The organism is Geomonas sp., from assembly GCF_056994735.1.
Genome location: NZ_JBXKJL010000228.1, coordinates 1 through 22,468, shown reverse-complemented (window position 1 = coordinate 22,468; position 22,468 = coordinate 1). Strand labels below are relative to the sequence as shown.

General features: G+C 62.5%; 17 protein-coding genes. 10 read left to right on the top strand and 7 right to left on the bottom strand.

Annotation, left to right across the window (positions count from 1 at the left end):
- The coding region (locus tag AC11W3_RS09875) for a cysteine desulfurase family protein (RefSeq protein ID WP_484092937.1) at positions 1–1,507 on the top strand (1,507 nt) is incomplete at its 5' end.
- 126 nt (positions 1,508–1,633) lie between these two features.
- Here the strand turns inward: AC11W3_RS09875 and AC11W3_RS09870 are convergent.
- Positions 1,634–1,924, bottom strand: coding sequence for a PQ-loop domain-containing transporter (locus tag AC11W3_RS09870; RefSeq protein ID WP_484092040.1), 291 nt, complete (start codon positions 1,922–1,924; stop codon positions 1,634–1,636).
- A gap of 257 nt (positions 1,925–2,181) precedes the next feature.
- Positions 2,182–2,613: a c-type cytochrome gene (locus tag AC11W3_RS09865; RefSeq protein ID WP_484092041.1), complete on the bottom strand. Its 432-nt coding sequence runs from the start codon at positions 2,611–2,613 to the stop codon at positions 2,182–2,184.
- Between the two features lie 538 nt (positions 2,614–3,151).
- Here AC11W3_RS09865 and AC11W3_RS09860 point away from each other — a divergent pair.
- The 4 genes from AC11W3_RS09860 to AC11W3_RS09845 all read left to right on the top strand — a co-directional run bounded on the left by AC11W3_RS09860 (position 3,152) and on the right by AC11W3_RS09845 (position 6,505).
- A complete protein-coding gene (locus AC11W3_RS09860) occupies positions 3,152–3,472 on the top strand; it encodes a hypothetical protein (RefSeq protein ID WP_484092042.1) in 321 nt (106 codons plus the stop codon).
- A 111-nt stretch (positions 3,473–3,583) separates the two neighbouring features.
- A complete protein-coding gene (locus tag AC11W3_RS09855; RefSeq protein WP_484092043.1) occupies positions 3,584–4,735 on the top strand; it encodes an acyl-CoA dehydrogenase family protein in 1,152 nt (383 codons plus the stop codon).
- Positions 4,732–6,024, top strand: a complete 1,293-nt coding sequence (locus AC11W3_RS09850; protein WP_484092044.1) for a thiolase C-terminal domain-containing protein — start codon at positions 4,732–4,734, stop codon at positions 6,022–6,024. The genes AC11W3_RS09855 and AC11W3_RS09850 overlap by 4 nt, the downstream gene beginning before the upstream one ends.
- Position 6,025: 1 nt before the next feature.
- Complete coding sequence (locus AC11W3_RS09845) at positions 6,026–6,505, top strand: Zn-ribbon domain-containing OB-fold protein (protein WP_484092045.1); 480 nt, start codon at positions 6,026–6,028, stop codon at positions 6,503–6,505.
- Positions 6,506–6,675: 170 nt separating this feature from the next.
- Here the strand turns inward: AC11W3_RS09845 and AC11W3_RS09840 are convergent, their stop codons facing one another.
- The 4 genes from AC11W3_RS09840 to AC11W3_RS09825 all read right to left on the bottom strand — a co-directional run bounded on the left by AC11W3_RS09840 (position 6,676) and on the right by AC11W3_RS09825 (position 14,599).
- The gene (locus tag AC11W3_RS09840) at positions 6,676–8,754 is read right to left on the bottom strand and encodes a fused MFS/spermidine synthase (protein ID WP_484092046.1); all 2,079 of its coding nucleotides are present in this window, start codon (positions 8,752–8,754) and stop codon (positions 6,676–6,678) included.
- A 79-nt stretch (positions 8,755–8,833) separates the two neighbouring features.
- Positions 8,834–10,786, bottom strand: a complete 1,953-nt coding sequence (locus AC11W3_RS09835) for an acetoacetate--CoA ligase (RefSeq protein WP_484092047.1) — start codon at positions 10,784–10,786, stop codon at positions 8,834–8,836.
- 160 nt (positions 10,787–10,946) lie between these two features.
- Positions 10,947–14,078: a methylmalonyl-CoA mutase family protein gene (locus AC11W3_RS09830; protein ID WP_484092936.1), complete on the bottom strand. Its 3,132-nt coding sequence runs from the start codon at positions 14,076–14,078 to the stop codon at positions 10,947–10,949.
- The gene (locus tag AC11W3_RS09825) at positions 14,078–14,599 is read right to left on the bottom strand and encodes a gamma carbonic anhydrase family protein (RefSeq protein WP_484092049.1); all 522 of its coding nucleotides are present in this window, start codon (positions 14,597–14,599) and stop codon (positions 14,078–14,080) included. The genes AC11W3_RS09830 and AC11W3_RS09825 overlap by 1 nt, the downstream gene beginning before the upstream one ends.
- Before the next feature lie 516 nt (positions 14,600–15,115).
- Between AC11W3_RS09825 and AC11W3_RS09820 the strand changes: the two genes are divergently transcribed.
- From AC11W3_RS09820 to AC11W3_RS09800, 5 genes are all read left to right on the top strand, one after another.
- Complete coding sequence (locus AC11W3_RS09820; RefSeq protein WP_484092050.1) at positions 15,116–15,307, top strand: ferredoxin; 192 nt, start codon at positions 15,116–15,118, stop codon at positions 15,305–15,307.
- 27 nt (positions 15,308–15,334) lie between these two features.
- Complete coding sequence (locus AC11W3_RS09815) at positions 15,335–15,520, top strand: hypothetical protein (protein WP_484092051.1); 186 nt, start codon at positions 15,335–15,337, stop codon at positions 15,518–15,520.
- Between the two features lie 293 nt (positions 15,521–15,813).
- Positions 15,814–17,334: an efflux transporter outer membrane subunit gene (locus tag AC11W3_RS09810; RefSeq protein WP_484092052.1), complete on the top strand. Its 1,521-nt coding sequence runs from the start codon at positions 15,814–15,816 to the stop codon at positions 17,332–17,334.
- Entirely contained in the window at positions 17,321–18,547 is a 1,227-nt protein-coding gene (locus AC11W3_RS09805; RefSeq protein ID WP_484092935.1) for an efflux RND transporter periplasmic adaptor subunit, read from the top strand. The genes AC11W3_RS09810 and AC11W3_RS09805 overlap by 14 nt, the downstream gene beginning before the upstream one ends.
- Complete coding sequence (locus AC11W3_RS09800; protein WP_484092934.1) at positions 18,544–21,729, top strand: efflux RND transporter permease subunit; 3,186 nt, start codon at positions 18,544–18,546, stop codon at positions 21,727–21,729. The genes AC11W3_RS09805 and AC11W3_RS09800 overlap by 4 nt, the downstream gene beginning before the upstream one ends.
- A 32-nt stretch (positions 21,730–21,761) precedes the next feature.
- Here AC11W3_RS09800 and AC11W3_RS09795 read toward each other — a convergent pair.
- A partial coding sequence (locus tag AC11W3_RS09795) for a L,D-transpeptidase (protein WP_484092933.1) occupies positions 21,762–22,468 on the bottom strand: 707 nt, incomplete at its 5' end.

Sequence of the window (22,468 nt, the reverse complement as noted above, 5' to 3'; positions counted from 1 at the left end):
CGACATGGTGCGCGGCGCCATCGATGCCGCGATGGGGGGCGGAGGTCCCCTGGGCTCCGAGGCCTGGCGGCAGTGCAATGTGAACGAGCTTACCGATCCCCGCCGCTACGACGTCATCTCCGGCTTCCCCGTCTACAAGACCCTCCTCTGCCGGGTGGTGAAAGATACCGGGGGGCTATCACCTGGCGGATCTGACCGGCGACAAGGAGCGAATAGCGACGATGCTATAAGTCCCCCTTTGACAAAGGGGGATTCAGGGGGATTTGCCTCAGGCAGTGAGCCTTTAGAGCCTGCATCGCAGTGCGGTGTGCCCGCCGGCACCGCCCCTTCCGTCTCTTCCTCCCGTCGGATCTACCTGGACCACAACGCCACCACTGCGGTGGCACCCGAAGTACGGGAGGCGATGCTGCCGTTTCTCGGAGATGACTGCGGGAACCCCTCCAGCATCCACGGCTTCGGGAGCAAGGCCAAGAGCGCCCTGGAGGCCGCCCGGCGGGTCATCGCGCAAGGCCTGAACTGCACCGCGCGCCGCATCGTCTTTACCGGAGGGGGATCCGAGGCCGACAACCTGGCGCTCAGGGGGGTGGCGCAGGCCTCCGGTAAAGCCCGCCGCCACCTCATCGTGAGCAGCATCGAGCACCCTGCCGTCCTTGCCACCTCACGCGCGCTGGCCGCCAGCGGGTATGAGCTGACCCTTCTGCCGGTCAACCGTGAGGGGTTGGTTGAGCCCGGGCGGCTGGAGGAGGTGATTCGTCCCGACACCTTGCTGGTCTCGGTGATGCTGGCCAATAACGAGACCGGGGCGATTCAGCCGGTGCGCGAACTGGCGGATATCGCTCACCGCCAGGGCGCGCTCTTTCACTGCGACGCGGTCCAGGGATTCGGGAAAATTCCGATCGACGTCGAGGAGCTTGGCGTGGACCTTTTGGCCCTGTCGGCCCATAAGCTTCACGGACCGAAGGGCGTCGGGGTGCTTTACGTCGCGAAGGACGTCCCGATCGAGCCGCTGGTCACGGGGGGCGGGCAGGAGCATGGCCTGAGGGCCGGAACGGAGAATGTGCCGGGGATCGTGGGGTTTGCCAAGGCGGTGGAACTGTCGCTGAAGCGGCTCTTCGAAGGCGAGCCGTCCAGGGTGGCGCGGCTTCGGGACCGGCTGGAAGAGGGGATCGTGGATCTGATCCCCGGAGCCAGGAGAAACGGGCCACGGGAGTTGCGTCTCCCCAACACGCTGAATATGACCCTCCCCGAGATTCGGGGAGAGTCGCTGGTACTCTTCCTCGATCGCAGGGGCATCGCTTTTTCCTCGGGCTCAGCCTGCAAGTCCGGGAACCCCGACCCATCGCACGCCCTGTTGGCGATGGGGCTCACCCCGCAGGAGGCACACTGTTCGGTGCGCTTTTCCCTGGGGACGGGGAACACCGAGGAGGAGATCGAATACGTGCTGGAAGCGCTGCGGGAATTGATAAGCGAGACGCGGAGCGTGGTCCGCTTCGTACCGTGCAGGTGAAGGACAGGAGCTTGCGTGCTTCGACAAGCTCAGCACGAACGGCATTGGAAATGAACCCTGAAGAACTCTCGGGGACGGGAACGAGGGCGAATCATTATTCGCCCCTGCAGATGGGCGCGCCGGGGGTCAGCGGTCCTGGTTGACCCCAAGCTTGCTGGAGATGGCTATGAGGAAGACGGTGCCGGAGCCGACCATGTTGCCGAGGCTGATCGCGGTGAACATCCGGTCCTTTACCAGCAGCCACGCATAGAGGGCGGAGATGAGGGATCCCAGGCACCAGCCGCCGAAAGACAGCAGAGACAGCGACAGGGCGTGGTCCCGGTCGTTCCAGGCCTTGAAGATTTGCGGCAGATAGAGGAGTACCGCGGCTACACCGTTGAGGGCGTAGAGGGATTTGATGGTCACTAACAGGTTCATGTGGTGGTGATTTTCTCTGGAAAGGGGTGCGGACGTGACTACAGTAGCTGAGAATACCTCATCGGTATGGAAAACTAAGTGAAGTGCGTCACCAAATACCTTATCACTTCTTCTTCTGCTCAATCAGCATCCTGATTAGTGCCAATCTCCCGCCAGCTTCCAAAACTGTCATTCCTATTACTTGCTTGCCGAAAAAGAAGAGGCGGCCCCTCACGAGGAAGAGCCGCCTTCTTTGCTGACCTTAACTCTGCCACTCTCTATTTGTAGTAGGTAGCCATGACATAATCGGCGATCGCTTTGGCGTCGGAATCGGGGATGGTCGTGGTGTCGAACTTCGTCATGCCGTGGCCGGGATTTCTCATAAGTTTCACGACGTCTTCGGCGGTTTTCACGTTGTTGGCATCCATGTCAGCCTTGTGAAGGGTCTTCTTGGCATTCATAGGGTTGCCGCCATCTGGATGGCAGGCTGCACAGTGCTGCTTGTAGAGGGTCTCTCCATTCGAGGCGGCCGCGGTCGGAGGCGTCCCGGTCGTTGACTGGGACGCAGGCGGTGCCGTGGTCGTTGCCGGTGCTGTTGCCGATGGACCCGCAGGAGCCTCGGTGCCTTCCGGGCTCTTTTTCTTGCATCCTGAAATACCACCTACAGTGAGTGCCAGAACCGCTAAAGTTGCAACGATACGTCTGTGCATTGGCATCCTCCTTACGGATGAATTTATCCGGCAAGTATATCAATAAAATTAAATTAGCAAAGTCGAGGGAGTTATTTTTACCAACTCTTCCTGTTACAGATGGCTGTGCCGCATATCGGTTAGGTCACTTCGAAGGGCAGTCTCTCAGTCTGATGGATGTCTTTCTACTGTAACAAGTCATATCTTGAACTCACTATCCCCAGCTTTGACTGATCCTCACTCCCTTCACGCTGTGTCAATTTGACAAAAAGTTGCCCCATGTTAATTTTTATTGTCCCCGAGATCTTCCAGCTACGGAGCTATGTCCAAAACAAAGGTACTGCAACACAATAGGACCTTCCCCCTTTGAAAAAGGGGCATCGAGGGGGATTTTGCCAGCTCAAACAATCCCCCCTTCCCCCCTTGGTCAAGGGGGGGAAAGGCACAACCTTTTTGGGGATATAGTTCCGTCCAGCTATGACCGACGGTGGGCTAAGAGAGTTACGGGACCGCCTGACGCTGCGGGATGTCGATGTGGAGGTGACCCCATGGAGGAAATATGGCCAAATGCTTAGTCTTGATCGCCTTGATGCTGATGTGCCTGCCAGGTTTTGCCTGCGCCGGCCGCAATGAGGCCGGGGTCATTCCGGTCGATTCTCCGGAGATGCACGACAGGGCAAAGGACAATGCCTGCGACTGCTGCCAGAAATGCAACGCCGCCAAGAGTGCCATAAAACCGGAGGTCGAAGAGGGCGGTAACGAGCCGGACGGTTGCGAGGATTGCTGCGCCAAATGCGGCAAGGAACTGCAGCCGCGGACCGACGAAACTCCGCCTGAGGTAATCGAAAAGCACATCCCCCCCGAGATCAAGGGGAAGTAAGGGCGCAGTCGTTACCTACGAGGCATCTACAGACGTTCCCTCTCCCGGAGAGGTACGAGGGGTTGTTGCCGTGTCAGGGCCTTGGCTGCAAACGTTTCCGCGGAGGCGATGATGGAGTTCGAACTTAACCACGAACAGGAAGCGCTGCAAAAAAAGGTACGGGAGGTGGCCGATGCCGAGCTGGCCCCCGGTGCGGCGCAGCGGGATGCCAGCGGAGACTTTCCGGACCAGGCGGTGAAGAGGTTGCAGGAGATGGGGCTTTTCGGCCTCATCTTCCCGCCCCGGTACGGCGGCGGCGGACGCGATTTCGTGAGCTACGTGACGGCGGTAGAGGAGCTGGCACGGGTGGATGCCTCGGTCACCATCACCCTTCTGGCTCACACCCTTTGCGCAAGCCACCTGGATGGCTTTGCGTCTCATGAGCAGAAGGAGCGCTATCTCTCCCCGCTGGTCCGCGGCCAGGAGCTTGGAGCCTGGGCCCTGTCCGAGCCTGACGCGGGGAGCGATGCCGGTGGGATCAAGACCGTGGCGGTCTTCGAAAACCGCAGCTGGCGCCTGAACGGAAGGAAGTACTTCATCAGTAACGGCTCCAAAGCCGCCACCCTGGTGGTCATGGCCAAGACCGAGCCGGAGATGGGTGCCAAGGGTATTTCCGCTTTCATCGTCCCGGGAAACACCCCCGGACTGGAGAAGGGCAAGAACCTGGACAAGCTCGGCTATCGTTCCAGCGACACCGTGGCACTCCTCCTGAAGGACGTGCAGCTGCCGGAGGATGCGCTGATCGGCCGGAAGAACGAAGGCTTCACCCAGGCCATGCAGGTGCTGGCGGCGGGTAGGGTCGGCATGGCTGCCATGGCGATCGGCATCGGCCGTGCCTGTCTGGAGCAGAGCATCGACTACCTCCGGAAGCGGAGCGCCTTCGGCCTGAAGATCGGTGAGTTCGAGGCGCTGCAATGGATGGTGGCGGACATGGCGACGGAGCTCGACGCCGCCAGGCTCCTGATGCTGCGGGCGGCCAGGCTGAGGGATCTCGGCGTACCCTTCACCAGGGAGGCCTCGATGGCCAAGCTCTTCGCCTCCGAGGCGGCCATGCGGGCGGCGCTGAAGGCCGTGCAGATGCACGGCGGCAACGGCTACACCAAGGCCTATCCGGTCGAGCGGTATTTCCGGGAGGCGAAACTGTGCGAGATCGGCGAGGGAACCTCCGAGGTCCAGCGACTGGTCATCGCCCGCTCGTATCTGAAAGAGGTGATAAAGTCATGAGACCGGTGTACATGGTAGCTGGAGGGATCACCAAGTTTGCCAAGGCCCTTCCCAAGACCGATTTCCGCCGCATGGTGAAGGACGCCTTCGACTACGCCATGGCCGACCTCCCGAAGCTGACCCGCGAAAAGATCGACGGCAGCGTCTGCTCCTATTTTTCCGATCACTTCACCCGTCAGCTGATGGCCGGGGCCATGGTGCAGGATTACCTGGGGCTTAACCCGAAGCCGTCGCGCCGCGTGGAAGGCGGCGGCGCCACCGGCGGGCTCTGTTTCCAATCCGCCTGGGAATCGGTGGCTTCCGGTCGGATGGACGTCTGCCTGGCCATGGGGTTCGAGACCATGGGACGGGTCAACACCTGGAAGGGAAACGAGTTCATCGCGCTCGCCTCCGACACCAACTTCGACTATCCGGTGGGAGGTTTCTATACCGGCTACTACGCCATGATGCTGGTGCGCCACATGCACGAGTTCGGGACCACCGTGGAGCAGATGGCCAAGGTGGCGATAAAGAATCATCTGAACGCCATTTACAACCCGTACGCCCAGCGGCCCGAGAAGCTGACCATCGAGGACGTCCGCTCAGCGCTCATGGTGGCCGAGCCCCTGACCCTCCTGGACATCTGCCAGATGTCCGAAGGCGCGGCAGTCGCCATCCTGGCCTCGGAAGAGGCGGCGCAGAGGCTGTGCGACAATCCGGTGAAGATAACGGGGGTCGGCAGCGGCACGGACGCCATGCGCATGGCCGACCGACCGCACGGCGAGGTGATCCTGCTGCCGCATGAAAAAAAGGAGGATTACGCCGACCTGAAGTATCCGGGGGTGCACTCCTTCCGCGGGGGACGCACGGCCGCCAAGCTGGCCTACGAGATGGCAGGGATAAACGATCCGCGCGAGGAGCTCGACTTCGTGGAACTGCACGATGCCTATACCTCCTCGGAGATCCAGACCTACGAGGATCTCGGCCTCTGCCGGTACGGCGAGGGCGGCTCTTACGTCGATTCCGGGACCCCCTTCATGCCTAAGCTCGACTACGGGCTGACCTTTTCCGGCTCCGAAAGGTGGCGCAATCTGCCGGTCAACCCTTCCGGGGGGCTCCTCGCCTGCGGTCACCCGGTCGGGGCCACGGGTCTCATGCAGGCCGTCTTCGCCTTCTGGCAGTTGCAGAAGACCATCGGGAAGCACCTGGGAAATCCGACCCTGCAACTTCCCGACCCGCGGCGCGGGCTGATCCACAGCCATGCCGGAACCGGAACCTACATCACCGTTTCGATCATGGAGAAGGTGTGATATGGACAGGAACGCCAAGCTGCCCGAAACCGAAGAGGGTACCATCCTCTACAATACCGACCCCATCATCATCAAGTTCCACTACGAGATCGACTACCTCCACTCCTACGCCCAGGATTCCCCCTTCTTTGCGGGGCTGACCAGGAAGAAGCTGATGGGAAGCCGCTGCACGGCCTGCGGCCGGCGTTTCGCCACGCCACGGGGGCACTGCATGGAGTGCGGCGCGCCGACCGAGTGGTTCGAGCTCCCCCGCGAGGGGCGGGTGCACACCTTCACCACCTGCCACTTCGGGGGGGAGGCCTTCCTCAAGGAGACCCCCTTCACCCTGGTCATGGTCGAGTTCGACGGCGTCGACACCCTCTTCCTTTCCCGATTGATCGGCGCCAAGCCGGAGGAGATCTCCATCGGCATGCCCGTCCGCGCCCGCTTCCTCCGCAACTGCAAATTCAAGCCGACCGATGTGTACTTCGTGCCGCTGTAGGTAACCGCCTCACGCAAAGGCGCAAAGACGCAAAGAAAAGCGAGGCGGACGTGGTTAAGAGATCTCTAGTTCATCCTGGACGACTATCTTCACGTTCGGATTCGTGACAACAATGCAGGGACTACTACCTCCCATTCAGGTTTCGGTGACCTGCCCCTGAGGCTTAACCCTCACCTCTTCAAGATCGGCCATGGGCTTACAAAATCGTCGGTCCAAAGAGGGGAGGCCGTTTCGCTCCCGCAGCTTGAGAGATACTTCGTGCGCTCTTTCAGCCTGGACAGGAAATCCGTGTTCCTCGTCAGGATCATCCACTCCGCTGGCGAGACCCCCTTTCCTTCGTTCTTCGGTGACCTGATCACCACAGCCTCAAGCCCCATCTCCTCCGCCTGGGCCTGAACGACAGGGATCAGGTTCAGGAAGTGGTTGGTCACGTGGACCACCAGCGCTCCGTCCGGGTTCAGGTGGTACCGGTACAGCTCGAAAGATTCCCGGGTGAGCAGGTGGACCGGGATGGAGTCGCTGCTGAAGGCATCGAGTATCAGCACGTCGAACCGCTGGGGCAGGTTTCGCTTCAGCTCCGACTCCAGCAGGATGCGGGCGTCTCCGGTGGCGGTCTCGATGCGAGCGCCGGAGTCACGCCTGAAGGTGAAGTAGCGGTCGGCAAAGCTGACGACATCGCTGTTGATCTCATAGAAACGGAAGGTATCTCCTTTCCGGCCGTAGCTGGCCAGGGTCCCGGTGCCGAGGCCGATGATGCCGACACGCAGGGGTCGCTCCGCTTCCGTTCCCCCCGGGGTGCGAGGGGGGTACCTGAGAGCGAGACCCGCCCCGCTTTCCGGCCCGTAATACGTGGTAGCGAGATTGCGGCGGGGCTCGCTGATATACTGGCTGCCGTGCATCACCCTGCCATGTCGAAGAAACAACAGGGGGCCGCCCTGGTCGACCGATCGTATCACCCTGAGCACGCCGTAGAAGTTACGACTGCTCGCCACGGTCCCCTGATCCACGTCACGAACATGATAAAGGGTGAAGACGCCAAGGCCGACGGTGCCGAGTGCTATCCCGGCTCTGATTGCGAGCGGCGACTGGCCGAGACTTCCATCAAGGTGAGATGCCCAAATAACCGCCATGGCGGAGAAGATCATGACCAGCGGGAACTCCCAGAAGCCATCGAAGATCAGCGGGGCCGCAAGGGCGACAAAGGTGCCGCCAAGGGCGCCTCCGGCTGCCATGGTGAGATAGAAGGCGGTCAGGTGGCGGGAGCCGGGGCGTGAGCGGGCGAGTTCGCTGTGGCAGGTCATGCAACAGGTGAAGAGTGTCGCGAGGTATCCGGCAATCTGCATCGGCAACGAGGCATGCGTTCCGGCACGGAGTAACCAGCACCCCCATGCCAGGGAGGCGGCAAAGAGCATTGCCCAGACTCTGCGCTTGTACCAGCGGTCGCCGTCGAAGCAGATGGTAAAGGTGGCGAGGTAAAGGGCGAGGGGCGCCACCCAGAGAAATGGCACCACAGCCACCTCCTGGCAGAGCTGGTTCGTCGTGGCCAGGAGTGCTGCCGACCCGCAGGCGGAGAGGAGAAGCCACAGCAGCACCGATCTGATCTCCAGACCTCTGCCCCCGGCTTCATCAACGGCTTCGCCGGTCGGTTCTATCCCCTGCGCGCCGGTGGAGCGGAAGACGGGAAGGAGGGCGCACCAGCCGCAACAAAGTACGAAGATGGCGAATCCCCAACTCCAGGCCGAGACCTGGCTGGCCAGGGTGAGCTTCGGTTCCACCAGGAACGGGTAGCTGAAAAGGGCCAGGAACGATGCGGCGTTGGAAAGGGCGTACAAGCGATAGGGAGACCTGCCGCGGTATGAGACAGCGAACCAGTGCTGCACCAGCGGCGCGGTCGCCGAGAGGATGAAGTACGGGGCGCCGATGTTGGCCAGCAGTAGCAGGAGTATTTTGGCGATCGGGTCGTCCTGCGGCGCAGGCTTCCAAAGTTCGGCGGAGGGTGCGATCGGCAGAAAGGCCAGGGCCGTGGCCAGGAGTGCCGCGTGGAGATAAGCCTGCCTTCTGCGGTCGAGGCTTGTGAGAAGATGTGCATAGCAGTAGCCGGCAAGGAGCATCACCTGGAAAAATAGCATGCAGGTCGTCCACACCGCCGGACTTCCGCCGAACCAGGGAAGGATGTATCTCCCTATCAGGGGCTGGACCTCGAACAGCAGGAACGACCCGAGGAAAACGGTGACCAGGTACATGGGCATGCTATGGGGTTCCTTCTCTGCGCCCCGCACCAGCCCCCTTCCGCCGGTAAAGCGGCACCGCTCGCCGGCGGAGACACTTCTATTCCCGAAGCTCGGGGAGATTGCGGTACAGGTCCAGGGCCTGCGGATTGGCCAGGGCGTCGCGGTTGGCTACCTCTTCGCCGTGGATGACGTTGCGCACGGCGAGTTCGACCTTCTTCATGTTGATGGTATAGGGGATGTCGGCGACCTGGATGATCCTGGCCGGGACGTGCCGTGGTGAGACGTTCCGGGCGATGCGCTTCCTGATGGTATCCTTCAGTTCGTCGGTCAGTTCGACCCCGGGCGCCAGACGCACGAAGAGGATGACGCGCTCGTCCCCCTGCCAGCGCTGGCCGACGGCTATGCTGTCCGCCACCTCCGGGATCGTTTCCACCACCCGATAGAGCTCGGCGGAGCCGATCCGCACCCCTCCCGGATTGAGGGTGGCATCGGAGCGGCCATGGATGATCAGGCCGCCGGTCTTGGTCAGGGTGCACCAGTCGCCGTGGGCCCAGACTCCTGGAAATTTTTCGAAATAGGCCTTCCGATACCTGGAGCCGTCCCCATCTCCCCAGAAGTAGAGGGGCATCGAAGGAAACGGTGCCGTGCAGACAAGTTCGCCGGGCTCGCCCACGACCGGCTCCCCCGCCTGATTGTAAACCTCCACCTTCATTCCAAGCCCGCGGCACTGCAGTTCTCCGGGATAAACGGAACCGGTAGGATCGCCCAGAGCGAAACAGCCGTTGAGATCGGTGCCTCCGGAGATCGAGGCCAGCTGGAGATCCTTCTTTATATGGCGGTAGACGAAACGGAAGCCGTCGGCGGAGAGAGGCGAGCCGGTGGAGAGGATGGTGCGCAAGGAGGATAGATCGAATTTCTTTCCCGGCCGGACCCTCGATGCTTCCAATGAGGCTAGATAGCGCGCGCTGGTGCCGAAGACGGTTATCCCCTCCGCCTCGACCATCCCCCAGAGGGCATCGGCGCCGGGGCTGAAGGGATGGCCATCGTAGAGGACAATGGTGGCCCCGCAGGCAAGGGCGCTGACCAGCCAGTTCCACATCATCCACCCGCAGGTGGTCAGATAGATGATGGTGTCGTCGCGGCTGAGGTCGGTATGGAGCATGAGCTCCTTCAGGTGCTGCACCAGGATCCCCGCGGCCCCCTGGACTATGCATTTGGGGGCGCCAGTGGTTCCGGAGGAATACATGATGTAGAGCGGGTGGTCGGAGGGGAGCTGTTCGAAGAAGATTTCCCCTACGTCGGAGCCCGACACGAAATCCTGCCACAGTACGGCTCGTGGCACGGCGCCGATGTCGGGCTCTCCGGCGAGGGAGGGGACTAAGATGACCTTTTCGATGGAAGGGATACTGGTCACGATGCCGTTCACTTTGTCGAGGGTCTGGAACTTTTTGCCGCCGTAGACGTAGCCATCGGCGGCGAAGAGGATCTTCGGCTCAATCTGGCCGAAACGCTCGAGAACCCCGTGGATGCCGAAGTCGGGTGAGCAGGAGGACCATGTCGCACCGATGCTGGTGCTGGCGAGCATGGCGATGACGGTCTCGGGGATGTTGGGCATGAAGGCTGCGACGCGGTCTCCCGCTGAAACTCCGGCCTCCCTGAGTCCCTGTGCCAGGAGGGCCACGCGCCGGTACAGCTCGGCGTATGTTATCCGCTGCACCTCGCTTCTTTCGGTTCGGGAAATGATGGCGGTCCGGCTGTCGCGAAAGCGGAGCAGGTTTTCGGCGAAGTTGAGCCTGGCGCCGGGGAACCATCGCGCTCCCGGCATCCTTTGGGGGGCGTCGACGACCCTGTCGAACGGTTCGGAGGCGATGATGCCGGTAAAGTCCCAAAGGGCGGGCCAGAAGTCGGGGATCTCGGTAACGGACCAGTCGTAGAGGTCGGCATAGCGTTCGAAGCGGGTGCCATGGCGGGCATTGACAGCTTTCATGAAGCGGCACATGGCGCTTCGCCGCACCCGCTCTGCTGATGGTGTCCAGATAGGCTCTTTCATGTATCAGGCTATCATCCTCCGTCCGGCCACTCCCTCTCCTCCTGGGGCTGGGGGATGCCAAGCCGTCCCCCCCTTGTCAAAGGGGGGACAGGGGGGATTTGCCTTTGTCCGACCTTGAAGCCGAGAGCACGACCCGCCTCATCCCCCTCCCGGAGGCTCCTTAAACCATCTTCCGGTACTCCCCGCCGACCTCGATAAGGGCCCTCGATATCTGCCCCAAGGTGGCGTGGCGGACGGTTTCGAGTAGCTCGCCGAAGACGTTACCCCCTTGCAGCGCGACCTCCTTGAGCCGGTCCAGGTAGAGCGGGGCGTCCTCCCGATGGCGCTCCTTGAAACTGCGCACCCGTGTGAGCTGCCGCTCCCAGTCTGCCGGGTCGGGACGAACGACTTCGGCCACCGCCGGGTACTTTTCCTTGTGCCCGTCGGGGAGCTCGAAGACGTTGTACCCTATGATCTTCCGCAGCGGCGAATCCGGGTGCTCCTGACCGGGGCGGCGCCGCTCCCGCTCGTACTTGGCGCTGTTTTCGGCGATGCAGCGCCTCTGGTAGCCGAGCTCCGTGGCTGGACCGACTCCTCCGAGCTGGTCCAGCCGGTCGAATTCTTCCAGCACCTGTGCCTGAACCTCCTTCACCAGCGCCCGGAAGGCATAGGAGCCGGAGAGGAGATTCTGGATCACGAACCCTTCGGACTCCTCGCGGAGGTAATTGGAGATCATGGTCGCCTGTCGGACCCACTTCTCGGCGGGGGTGGTCATCGGCTCGTCGGCGGAATCTACATGGAGGGAGTTGGAGTTGGCCAAAAGTCCGAGCAGCGCGTGGTAGGTCTGGCGGACCGGGTTCAGGGTGTCCCACTCCTGGGCCTGCAGGGCGCGTCCGGAGGTCTGGGTGTGGAACTTGAACTTCTGGGATTTTTCGTTGGCCCCATAGACTTCGCGCATGGCGATGGCCCAGATCTTTCGGCAGACCGCACCGAAGGCCAGCCACTCAGCCTCATGAGAGACTCGGAAGAAGAAGGAGAGATTGGGGGCGAAGACGTCGATCGGCATGCCGCGGGCCAGGAAGTTTTCGACGTAGGTGAAACCGTTGGAAAGGGTGAACGCCAGCTCCTGCGCCGGCGTGGCACCCGCCTCCCCGATGTGGTACCCGGAGATGCTGAGGGAATAGAATTTTCCCACCCCGTTCTCTACGAACCACTGCTGAACATCTCCCAGGAGCCTGATGGCGAAGTCCGCCTGGAAGAGGTTCTCGTTCTGGGCCTGGATCTCCTTCAAGATGTCCGCCTGCACCGTTCCCCGCAGGTTCTTCAGGGTCTGCCGGCGCAGCTCCTGGCGCTCTCCATCAGAAAGAGGCGCGCCCCGTTCCTTTTCCGCCCGCTCCTCTTCCATCTCCATCGCCGCCACGAAATACATCGCCAGGATGGCGGGTGCCGGCCCGTTGATGGTCATCGAGGTGCTGATATCGGGGATCCGGAAGCCGTCGAGAACGAGCTTCATGTCTTCCCAGCTGTCGATGGCGACTCCCCCTTCGCCGATCTTCCCGATGCTCCCGGGATCATCGTCGCTGTCGCCACCGTAGAGGGTGATGCCGTCGAAGGCGATGGAGAGGCGCGGCTTGGCCACACCGCGGGCCAGGAGATGCAGGCGGCGGTTGGTCTCCTCGGGGCCGCGTAAGCCGGCGAACTGCCTGGTGGTTTCCCCCGCCGAAACCGTCCGGTAGGGATAGATTCCCGTGACGAACGGGAACTGGCCCGGCAGCCCCTCCTCCAGCAGGAAACGCAGGGATTCACCGCGGTCCCCGGGGTCGGGGAGGGCAACCCTCATGAGCTTCAGGCCGTTGGGGGTCTCGAGATACGGGCTCATCCCCATCTGCGCCGCCGCCTGAAGGGAATGCTCCTTCCATTTCTCGGGCCACTCCGACAAGAGCTTCTCGGAAGAGGGGTGCAGCCTGGCGGTCTCGACGGGGTTGGACCTGATCTGGTGCAGTTCCCGGTCCACAAAGCGGTCGTAACTTCTGACCCTCTCCGCTATCTCCGCCAGGTAGGCCCGACGCCGATGCGGCACCAGGGTATTGCTCTTGGCGTAGCTGAATATATCGACCACCCCGGCACTGTCTGGAGCAGGCCAGCCGAGGTTCCCGCAGATCCTGGCGAAGAGGTGGCTGGTACCGGGATCGCGGACCGCTTTTGACATCGTCGGGAAGAGAATGTCCCTCTTGCCGATATCTCCCAGCACCCCGCGGAGTTCGGCAAAGGAGGCCTCGGAGCCTTCCAGATCGACCTTGTTCAGCACCACCAGCCCGGCATCGCGCAGCAACTGGTCCTTTTGCAATTGCAGGGCGCTGCCGTATTCCCGGGTCTTCACATAGACCAGCAGGTCTGCCTGCAGGGCGACGAGATCCAGCCCCGTCTGCCCGGTCCCCGGCGTTTCCACCAGCACGAGGTCGTATCCGGCGGCACAGAAAAGGCTCAGCATCTTCGGGAGGTGAGGGGAGATCGGTGCGTAAGCGCTGCCGGTCCCCACGCTGCGCAGCCAGACGCGGTCATGGTAGATGGCATTCATCCGCACCCGATCCGCAAGGAAGGCGGTCGTGGTGTGGCCGGTGGCGAGGGATGGGTCGTTCGCCAGTATGGCCACTCTTTTATCGGGGAAGCTCTCCAGGAAATTTCTGACCAGTTCATCGATCAGGGTGCTCTTGCCGCTGCCGCCATCGCCCGCTACGGCCACCACCCTGGTCCGCCTCTTTTGGGTCACCAGCTCATCGAGCAATCCGGGGAAGGCTGCGACCGGCGCACTCCCGGCTTGAGAGAGGAGGGCGGTCAGTCGAACCGGATCGGAGGCCCCTTCACGCCACTTTGCCGGTCTCGGTGCGGCATCGGGAGTGCGGGCCGCGAGACGCCGGGTCATGTCCGCGGCGATGCCGTCGAGAGACCAGCCGGTGCCATAGATCTGCTCCACCCCGGCCGCCTCGAGCCGATCCGCGTCGTCAGGGAGGATGGTGCCTCCTCCTCCGCCAAAGACCAGGGTGCTGCTCATCCCCTTCTCGCGCAGGCGGGTGACCAGGTGGGGGAAGAACTGCAGGTGTCCTCCGTTGTACGAACTGACGGCAACGGCGTCCGCCCCCTCCTGCAGTGCCGCCTCGGCTATCTTCTCGCCGGTCATGTTGAAGCCGAGATAGATCAACTCCACCGACCTCGATCCCGACAGGAGGGCCCGGTTCAGCGCCAGGATGGAGGCGTCATGGCCGTCGAAGGCCGCCACCGCGGTAAGAATCCTGAGGGCTCTTTCGGTCGTCATTACCGTATTCTCTTAAATCCGGCGGGATAGCGGACGCTGGCCAGCTCGGCGTACTTGTTCTTGTAGTAGAGCCACTCCTTTTTGTGTTCATCCGTTACCTGGCCGATGACCTTGGCCGGGATGCCGACGGCGATGGCTCCATCCGGGACCTCCCCGCGCACCACCGCCCCTTCGCCGATGATGGCCCAGTCGCCCACCACGGCATAGTCGGAGATGATGGCGCCGACACCGATGACCGCGTTGTCCTTCACCGTGCAGTTATGCAGGATGGAGCCGTGCCCCAGCTGCACGTTGTCGCCCACTACGGTCCGGTCGCCGTCGCGGGCGTGTATCACCACGTTTTCCTGCACGGAGGTGCGGTTGCCGATGATGATGGTCCCGTAATCGCCCCGGATGCGGGCGCCGACTCCTATGAAGCACTTCTCTCCGAGTGTCACGTCTCCTATGAGATCCGCGGATTCGGGGACGAACGAGCCCTCGCCGATAGTCGGCCTTTTCCCTTCGAACTCATACAGCGCCATGGCAGCTTCCTCATAGTAAAGTCAGAGATTTCCGTTACAGGGGTCATTCCCGAAGTTATGAGTATACTTCCGCCCGTTAATTTGTCTAACGAAGCACGTGCCGTTGGCACTAGCAAGAAAGCATCATCGCTGAGAGAGATATGCGATTACAGGTACGTCTTGAGTGAGAAGAAGGCTTCCCTTTGAGAAGCTCACGGTCTGCGGCCACCGTGCTCTGCTTGTCGAGGCGCGGCTAGCCAAAGCGTGGTGAGTGTTGGAGAAAGGTTAGGATGCGTGATGCCTTGTAGGAGCGGCATTCCTGCCGCGAACTGTCGCTGCAGTAGCGACGCTCCTGCGATATCAGAGACTCATGTCACCACATAACAGTCCTGCTCGCCGGTCCTCAAACTTGGAAATGATGACTTTAACTGCGGCAGTTGACTACGACATGGCAGGTGTTAGAGTTTTCACTTGTCCGACTGACCGCGCCGGAGCCGGTCGTGCTGAACAAAATATCCAACTGCGGGAGGAGCTACAATGGCAAAGGAACCCTATGTCGATCAGGATGTCTGCATCAGTTGCGGGCTTTGCACTGACAATGTCCCCGAAGTATTCCGTTTTGCCGATAATGGCAAAGCCGAGTGCTATGATCCGACCGGCGCATCGGAGGATGAAATCCAGAACAACGCCATAGATGTCTGCCCTGTGTCGTGTATCCACTGGAGGTAAGGTTTCCGTTCCTCAATGGAGGGTTGTATGACCCATATCGAGACAGCACGCGTTGCCGAAGTACTGAATCTCAACATTACCAAGGTAAAGGCGGCAGCCAACAGGATCTCATCGGAGGGCGACCTTCAGGATCTTGAAGCTGAAGTAACGGATCTTGAGAAAGCCGTTGCGGAACTGAAAGAGAGTCTTGCCGGACTGCCTTTCAAGCATTGAACACAATCACTCCAGATCTCTTAACAGTAAAGGCCGCTCCTACCATGGGTGCGGCCTTTATTGTAATGACGCCAAAGGACCCCATCCCCCCTTGAGGGGGAGGCGCCATTTGCGACTTTGTTGGCAACTTCACCCACCCCCCAACCCCTCCCCTCAAGGGAGGGGGAGTGGAATGTGGAGAAATGGGCAGGTGCAAGGGAGAGGGGGCGCCAGATATCAAGGAGAAGCCGAAAGGGGTAGGGCGGGCGCTCCGTGTCCACGCCGAAAGTAAGCTGTGCAGGAAAGGAGAGGCCGTGGGTGTGCAGAGAGCGGGAGCTTTTGTGACGGGCCTTTGTGCCGCCGGGGTAGCGGTGGCTATCTCCGGCTGTGCCGTCGGTCCCGATTTCCGCCCGGCTGAGGCTCCCAACGTTCCGGGCTACACGGCCACCGAACTCCCTCCCGCGACCACGGCATCGATCGGACAACACGGCACTCCACAGCGGTTCGCTCCCGGGCGCGAGATCCCTGCGCAGTGGTGGCGGGTATTCCGGTCCGAGCCTCTGGACAGGCTGATCACCATGGCTCTGGCCAACAGTCCCACCGTAGCTGCCGCGCAGGCCGCCCTCCGGCAGGCCGAGGAAAACCGCAGGGCGCAGTTGGGCGTCTTCTTCCCCCAGGTCGATGCCGGTTTCAGCGGCAGGCGCAGCAAGATCTCCGGCGCCGCCTTCGGCCAGCCCGAAAGCCACTTCAGCCCCTTCACCCTCTACCGCGCCTCGGTCGGCGTCAGCTACTCTCTGGACATCTTCGGCGGGGCGAGGCGGGAGCTGGAGGCGCTGCAGGCCAGGGTGGATTACCAGCGTTTTCAGGCCGAAGGGACCTATCTTTCCCTCAGCGCCAACATCGTCACCGCCGCGGTGCAGGAGGCCTCGCTGCGGGCACGGATCCGCGCCCTGAACGAGATCATCGCCCTGCAAAGAGAGCAACTCTCCCTGGTCGAGATCCGGTTCAAGAACGGGGCGGTGTCGGAGCTCGAGGTGGCGGCCCAGCGGACGCAACTCGCCGACACCTTGGCGAACTTGCCGCCGTTGGAGAAGCAACTGGCGCAGACGCGCCACCTGCTGGCGGTGCTGGCAGGGAAATTCCCCAGCGAAGCCGCTACTCTCCCCGTATTCGAGCTGGATGAGCTGCATCTGCCGGAGGAGCTTCCGGTAAGCCTCCCTTCGGCGCTGGTGCGGCAGCGACCGGACATCCTGGCGGCGGAGCAGCTCTTTCATGCCGCCAGCGCGGAAGTCGGCGTCGCCACGGCCAACCTCTACCCGCAGGTGACGCTTTCCGGCAGCTTCGGATCCGACGCGGTCAAGATCACTTCGCTCTTCGGCAGCGGCAGCCTTGTTTGGGACCTCGGCGCCGGTCTGACTCAGCCTCTCTTCCGGGGGGGCGAACTCACCGCCAGGCGAAGGGCCGCCATCGCCGCATACGAGCAGGCAGGGGCGCAGTACCGCGAGACGGTGCTGCAGGCCTTCCAGGACGTGGCCGACGTGCTGCGGGCCCTGGACAGGGATGCCGTGACGCTTAAGGCTTATTCGGAGGCGGTGCTGTCGGCGCAAAGGACGCTGGAGCTGACCCAGGTACAGCAGCGCTTCGGGTCCATCAGCTACCTCTCGCTGCTGGACGCCGACCGCCAGTACCAGCAGGCACGCTTCAACATGATCGAGGCTGCCGCCGCGCGTTACGCCGATACCGCGGCCCTCTTTCATGCCTTGGGCGGCGGGTGGTGGAACAGGGATTCGGGTAATGAAAAGGGGCAGGATAGGGTGGTCCATGAACAGCGGTAACTACGTGATAACCAGCGATCCTCTCACCCCTCCAACCTCCCTCACCCCGGCCCTCTTCCGGAGGGCGAGGGAGGCTGGGCTCTTCACCACGGCACTTCTCCTGTGGGCACTGTTTATTTCCGGCTGCCAGAAAAAGGCCCCTCCTCCGCCACCACCCCCCAGGGTGACGGTGGCCCAGCCGGTGCAGCGGGTGGTCACGGACACACTGGAGCTCAACGGCACGACCCGCGCGGTGAGGACCGTGCAACTGGTGGCCCGGGTCCCGGGATATCTGGAGCAGGTCCTTTTCAAGGACGGCCAGATGGTTCACGCGGGACAACTCCTCTTCATCATCCAGCAGAGTACCACCCGTGCCCGCCTGGGGCAGGCGGAAGCCCAGATCCTCCAGCAAAGGGCTCAGCTCGATTACGCCGAGAAACAACTGGTCCGCTACTCGAACATGCTCAAGCGCCAGGCCGCGGCGCAAAGCGACGTGGACAACTGGCAGTTCCAGCGCGATTCCGCTATCGGCAATCTAAGGAATGCCGAAGCGCAGCGCGACCTGGCGAAGCTCGATGTCGGATACACGCGGGTCACCGCACCTTTTGCGGGGAGGATCGACCGCCACCTCAAGGACCGTGGCAACCTGGTTGGCGCCGGCGAGAATACCGTGCTGGCGGAGATGAGCCAGGTTGATCCCATCTACGTCTACTTCAGCATCAGCGACCTGGACCTCGGCCGGCTGGTGAAGGCCGCAGGTGGGATTCCCGGACAGAAGGGAGGCCTGCAGTGGGCGATGACGGCTGCACTCCCGGGAGAGGAGGGGTATCCGCACCAGGGACGGCTCGAATTCGCCGCCAGCACCCTGTCCGACAGCACCGGCACCCTCCTCTTGCGCGGTGTGGTCCCCAATGCCTCCGGGTCGGTCCTCCCCGGCCTGCAGGCCAGGGTACGGGTGCCGCTGCAGCGGCGGCGCGCCTGGGTGGTCCCCGATACCGCGATCTCCAGCGACCAACAAGGGAGCTACCTGCTGCTGGTCAACGCCAACAACGTGGTGGAGCGGCGCCCGGTCCGGACTGGGGTGGTCGTGGACCACCTGCGGGTGATCGAGGAAGGATTGCAGGGGGGCGAGTCCGTGGTGGTGAGGGGGCTGCTGCGGGCGGCCCCGGGGAAAAAGGTGACACCGGAGCGGGAAGGCGCGGCTCCCCCCTCGCGGGGGAGGGACCGCACATGATCTCGCGCTTTTTCATCGACCGGCCGATCTTCGCGAACGCGATCGCCATCGTCACCATCATCATCGGCCTGGTCTGCCTCTACCAGCTCCCGGTCTCCCGCTATCCCCAGATCGTCCCGCCCACCATACAGGTCACCTCCCGCTATCCCGGAGCCAGCGCCTCGGTGGTGGCAGCCACCGTCGGTATCCCAATCGAGCAGGCGGTTAACGGGGTGGAAGGCTTCATCTACATGTCCTCCACCAGCAGCTCTGACGGCTCCTACACCCTGACCATAACCTTCGCCGTCGGCACGGACCTCAACGCCTCGCTGGCCCAGGTGCAGAACCTGGTCAATACCTCCCTCTCGCAACTGCCGGGGGGCGCCCAGCAGCAGGGCGTCAATATCCGCAAGGTCTCGCCGAACTTCCTCCTGGTCGCCAGCCTCTATTCGGAGGATGACCGCTTTGAGGAGGTCTTCCTTTCCAACTACGCCGCCATCAACCTGCAGTACCCGCTGGGGCGCATCGCGGGGGTGAGCCAGGTGCGGGTCTTCGGCGCGGCCCCCTACAGCATGCGGGTATGGCTCGATCCCGCCCGGCTCCAGAGCTTCGGCATTTCCTCCCGCGATGTCATCTCCTCCATAGAGGGGCAGAACGTGCAGGTGGCGACCGGGCAACTCGGCATTTCCCCGGTGCCGAAGGACCAGCCCTTCCAGTTCACCATCAACTCACTGGAGCGGCTCTCCGACGCACGCCAGTTCGAGGAGATCGTGGTCAAGAGCGTCGCCGGTCCCGCCCCGCAGATCGTCCGGCTGCGGGACATCGCCCGCATCGAGCTGGGACAGCAGAACTACAGCAACTTCTCCACCTTCCGGGGGCACAAAGCCGCCAACGTCGGCATCTTCGCCCTGCCGGAAGCCAACTCCATCGACACGGCGGACCGGGTCTACGCAGCCATGGAGCGGATGAGCAGGGACTTTCCGGCCGGGCTCAAGTACGCGATCAAGTACGATACCACGACCTTCGTCCGGGAGGCGGTGAGAGGGGTCTACCAGACGCTCTTCATCGCCGCGGTCCTGGTGCTGGTGGTCATCTTCCTCTTCCTGCAGAACTTCCGCGCCATGCTGGTTCCGGCCACCACCGTCCCGGTCACCATCATCGGCACCTTCATCGCCATTGCCGCGCTCGGCTTCACCATCAACCTGATGACCCTTTTCGCCCTGATCCTGGCCATCGGCATCGTGGTGGACGACGCCATCATCATCGTGGAGAACAGCTCCTATCACATCGAGCAGGGCATGGCGCCCAGGGAGGCGACCATAGAAGCGATGCGGGAACTGACCGGCCCGGTGATGGGGATCACCCTGGCCCTGGTCGCGGTCTTCCTTCCTGCCGCCTTCCTCCCGGGGCTCACCGGGCAGGTCTTCCGGCAGTTCGCCCTGGTCATCGCCGCGACCGCCGTGATCAGCGCCATCAACGCCCTCACCTTGAAACCGGTCCAGTGCGCGCTGTGGCTAAAGCCGCGCGGTCGGAAACCCTTGACCCGGTTCCATCGCGTCTTCAACCGGGGCTTCGAACGTATCACCGACGGCTACATGAGGGTCGTCAGCTGGATGGTGCTGCGCCCCTGGCTGATGCTCCTCGTCTTCGCGGTGATCATCAACCTGAGCCTCGTCGGATTCCTGCGCCGCCCCACCGGCCTTTTCCCCACCGAGGACCAGGGCTTCGCCATCCTCCTCACCAGGCTTCCCGAGGGGGCTTCTCTTCCCAGGCTGCGACAGACCACGGAGCGGATCGATGCGGCCCTGCGTCAGACCGAGGGGGTCGATGCCTGGGTCGATGTGGGCGGGCTCTCCATACTCGACGCGGCCAACGTCCCGAACATCGCCACCACCTTCATCATCTACAAGCATTGGAAGGACCGCAGCTCCGACCTGGACCAGGACCGGATCGTCGGTAACATCTACCAGGCCCTCTCCGGCATCCAGGATGGGCAGTTCTACGTGGCCATACCGCCCCCCGTCCCGGGGCTGGGACAGACGGGGGGCTTCCAGATGATGGTGGAGGACCGCAGGAGCCTCGGGCTGAATCAGCTGCACGAGGCGGCTACCGAGCTGGTCAACGCCAGCAATGGCCAGCAGGGACTCTCGTACCTCACCACCACCTTCAGCGTCAGCAACCCGCAGATCTATCTGGATATCGACCGCACCAAGGCCGAGTCCCTGCAGGTCCCCCTTGCCAGCGTGCTGGATACCCTGCAGGCCAACCTCGGCTCCTCATTTGTCAACCTCTTCAACAAGTTCAACCAGGTGTACCAGGTCTACGTCCAGGCCGACGCTCAGTACCGACTGCAGCCAAAGGACATCCAGGGTCTCTACGTAAGGAACCGGCTGGACCAGATGGTGCCACTGAGCTCCATCGTCACCATACGCGAGGTGCAGGGGCCCGAGTTGATCACCCGTTACAATCTCTATCCCGCCGCCGCCATCTTCGGCTCGGCGGCGCCCGGCTTCAGCTCCGGGCAGGCCCTCTCCACCATGGAGCGGCTGGCGTCCCAGGCGCTTCCCCGGGGGATTTCCTACGACTGGACCTCGACCAGCTTCCAGGAGCAGCAGGTCGGCAGCCAGGCCTACTATGTCTATGCGCTCTCCATCATCATGGTCTTCATGGTGCTGGCGGCCCTCTACGAGAGCTGGACCTCGCCGGCCGCGGTGATCCTGGTGGTCCCGATGGCGCTGGTGGGTGTGCTCCTGGCGCTGATGGCGCGGGGATTCGGTAACGACCTGTACACCCAGATCGGCCTGATCCTGATGATCGCGCTGGCCAGCAAGAACGCCATCCTGATCGTTGAGTATGCACGCGATCTTCACCACGGAGGGATGAGTGCCGGCGAGGCGGCTATCGAGGCCACCCGGCGGCGTTTCCGACCGATCGTCATGACCTCGTTCGCCTTCATCCTCGGGGTCACTCCGCTCCTCTTCGCCAGGGGCGCCGGCGCGGCCAGCCAGCGGGCGCTGGGTACGGTGGTCTTCGGGGGGATGCTTTCCTCGACCCTTCTGGCCATTCCCTTCGTGCCGGTCTTTTACGTGGTCATGCAGACCATCAGCGAGCGGGTGGAGAGATGGAAGAACAGGAAGAAGGCTCCGGAGTCGGATCGGGAGGAAAGAAGGCCGGAATCTGGAGAGGGGGGAGAGGGGATTTGAGGGGCGGGAATGTCGGTCAACATCTCTAGCGGCTACAACGGCGGCTTCCCGGTGATCAGCACCTTGGGGCCGTTTTTGATTTTATGGAAGGTGCCGGGGTCGCTGCCCGGATCGACCACCCAACTGTAGAGCACCTTGGCCGCCTGCAGGTAAGGCCTGGTCAGGGGGTGGTAATCCTTGCCGTAGACCTTCTTGTCGTAGGCGCTGTAATACTCAACCTGCATCTCCTCGTCGTAAAGCCCAATGCAGCCATGGGACACGGGATAGCCGGGGACGTCGCGCCCGTGGATCCAGTAGGACGGCGTGCTATCCTTGCTCTTGTCTACCCAAAACCTCAAGCCGTAATGCATCGGGTAGGGGCGCCCGATCTCCTCCACCGTGTAGAGGTTCGACTTGTGGCTGCGGTCTGCGGCATCGACGCGGTACCCGCCGTTGGGCACGCGATAACCTTCTTTTGCCAAGGCAATGGGGAAGGAATAGACCAGCTTCCCGTACTGGTAGGCGCCCAGATACATCTCGGTCTGGTCCACCAGAATGAACTTCGGCTCCCGCGCGGCCTGGGGATAGGTGGCAGGGAGAGGGGTGAAACTGTTGAGCTGCTGAGGATGCTTGGGGACCTTGATCGAGACCCCGCCGTAGAAGTGGCGCCGGTCCATCCTGTTGAAACGAAGCACGTCGAGCCAATGCCCGCCGAATAGCCCCTGCGGTGTGTCCGTCTGCTTCAGCTTCAGACATCGCC

What these genes read in the sequence shown, in the direction of transcription:
- AC11W3_RS09870 (WP_484092040.1), bottom strand. Translation starts at nt 1,924, where the DNA reads ATGAACCTGTTAGTGACCATCAAATCCCTCTACGCCCTCAACGGTGTA.
- AC11W3_RS09865 (WP_484092041.1), bottom strand. Translation starts at nt 2,613, where the DNA reads ATGCACAGACGTATCGTTGCAACTTTAGCGGTTCTGGCACTCACTGTA.
- AC11W3_RS09860 (WP_484092042.1), top strand. Translation starts at nt 3,152, where the DNA reads ATGGCCAAATGCTTAGTCTTGATCGCCTTGATGCTGATGTGCCTGCCA.
- AC11W3_RS09855 (WP_484092043.1), top strand. Translation starts at nt 3,584, where the DNA reads ATGGAGTTCGAACTTAACCACGAACAGGAAGCGCTGCAAAAAAAGGTA.
- AC11W3_RS09850 (WP_484092044.1), top strand. Translation starts at nt 4,732, where the DNA reads ATGAGACCGGTGTACATGGTAGCTGGAGGGATCACCAAGTTTGCCAAG.
- AC11W3_RS09845 (WP_484092045.1), top strand. Translation starts at nt 6,026, where the DNA reads ATGGACAGGAACGCCAAGCTGCCCGAAACCGAAGAGGGTACCATCCTC.
- AC11W3_RS09840 (WP_484092046.1), bottom strand. Translation starts at nt 8,754, where the DNA reads ATGCCCATGTACCTGGTCACCGTTTTCCTCGGGTCGTTCCTGCTGTTC.
- AC11W3_RS09835 (WP_484092047.1), bottom strand. Translation starts at nt 10,786, where the DNA reads ATGAAAGAGCCTATCTGGACACCATCAGCAGAGCGGGTGCGGCGAAGC.
- AC11W3_RS09830 (WP_484092936.1), bottom strand. Translation starts at nt 14,078, where the DNA reads ATGACGACCGAAAGAGCCCTCAGGATTCTTACCGCGGTGGCGGCCTTC.
- AC11W3_RS09825 (WP_484092049.1), bottom strand. Translation starts at nt 14,599, where the DNA reads ATGGCGCTGTATGAGTTCGAAGGGAAAAGGCCGACTATCGGCGAGGGC.
- AC11W3_RS09820 (WP_484092050.1), top strand. Translation starts at nt 15,116, where the DNA reads ATGGCAAAGGAACCCTATGTCGATCAGGATGTCTGCATCAGTTGCGGG.
- AC11W3_RS09815 (WP_484092051.1), top strand. Translation starts at nt 15,335, where the DNA reads ATGACCCATATCGAGACAGCACGCGTTGCCGAAGTACTGAATCTCAAC.
- AC11W3_RS09805 (WP_484092935.1), top strand. Translation starts at nt 17,321, where the DNA reads ATGAACAGCGGTAACTACGTGATAACCAGCGATCCTCTCACCCCTCCA.
- AC11W3_RS09800 (WP_484092934.1), top strand. Translation starts at nt 18,544, where the DNA reads ATGATCTCGCGCTTTTTCATCGACCGGCCGATCTTCGCGAACGCGATC.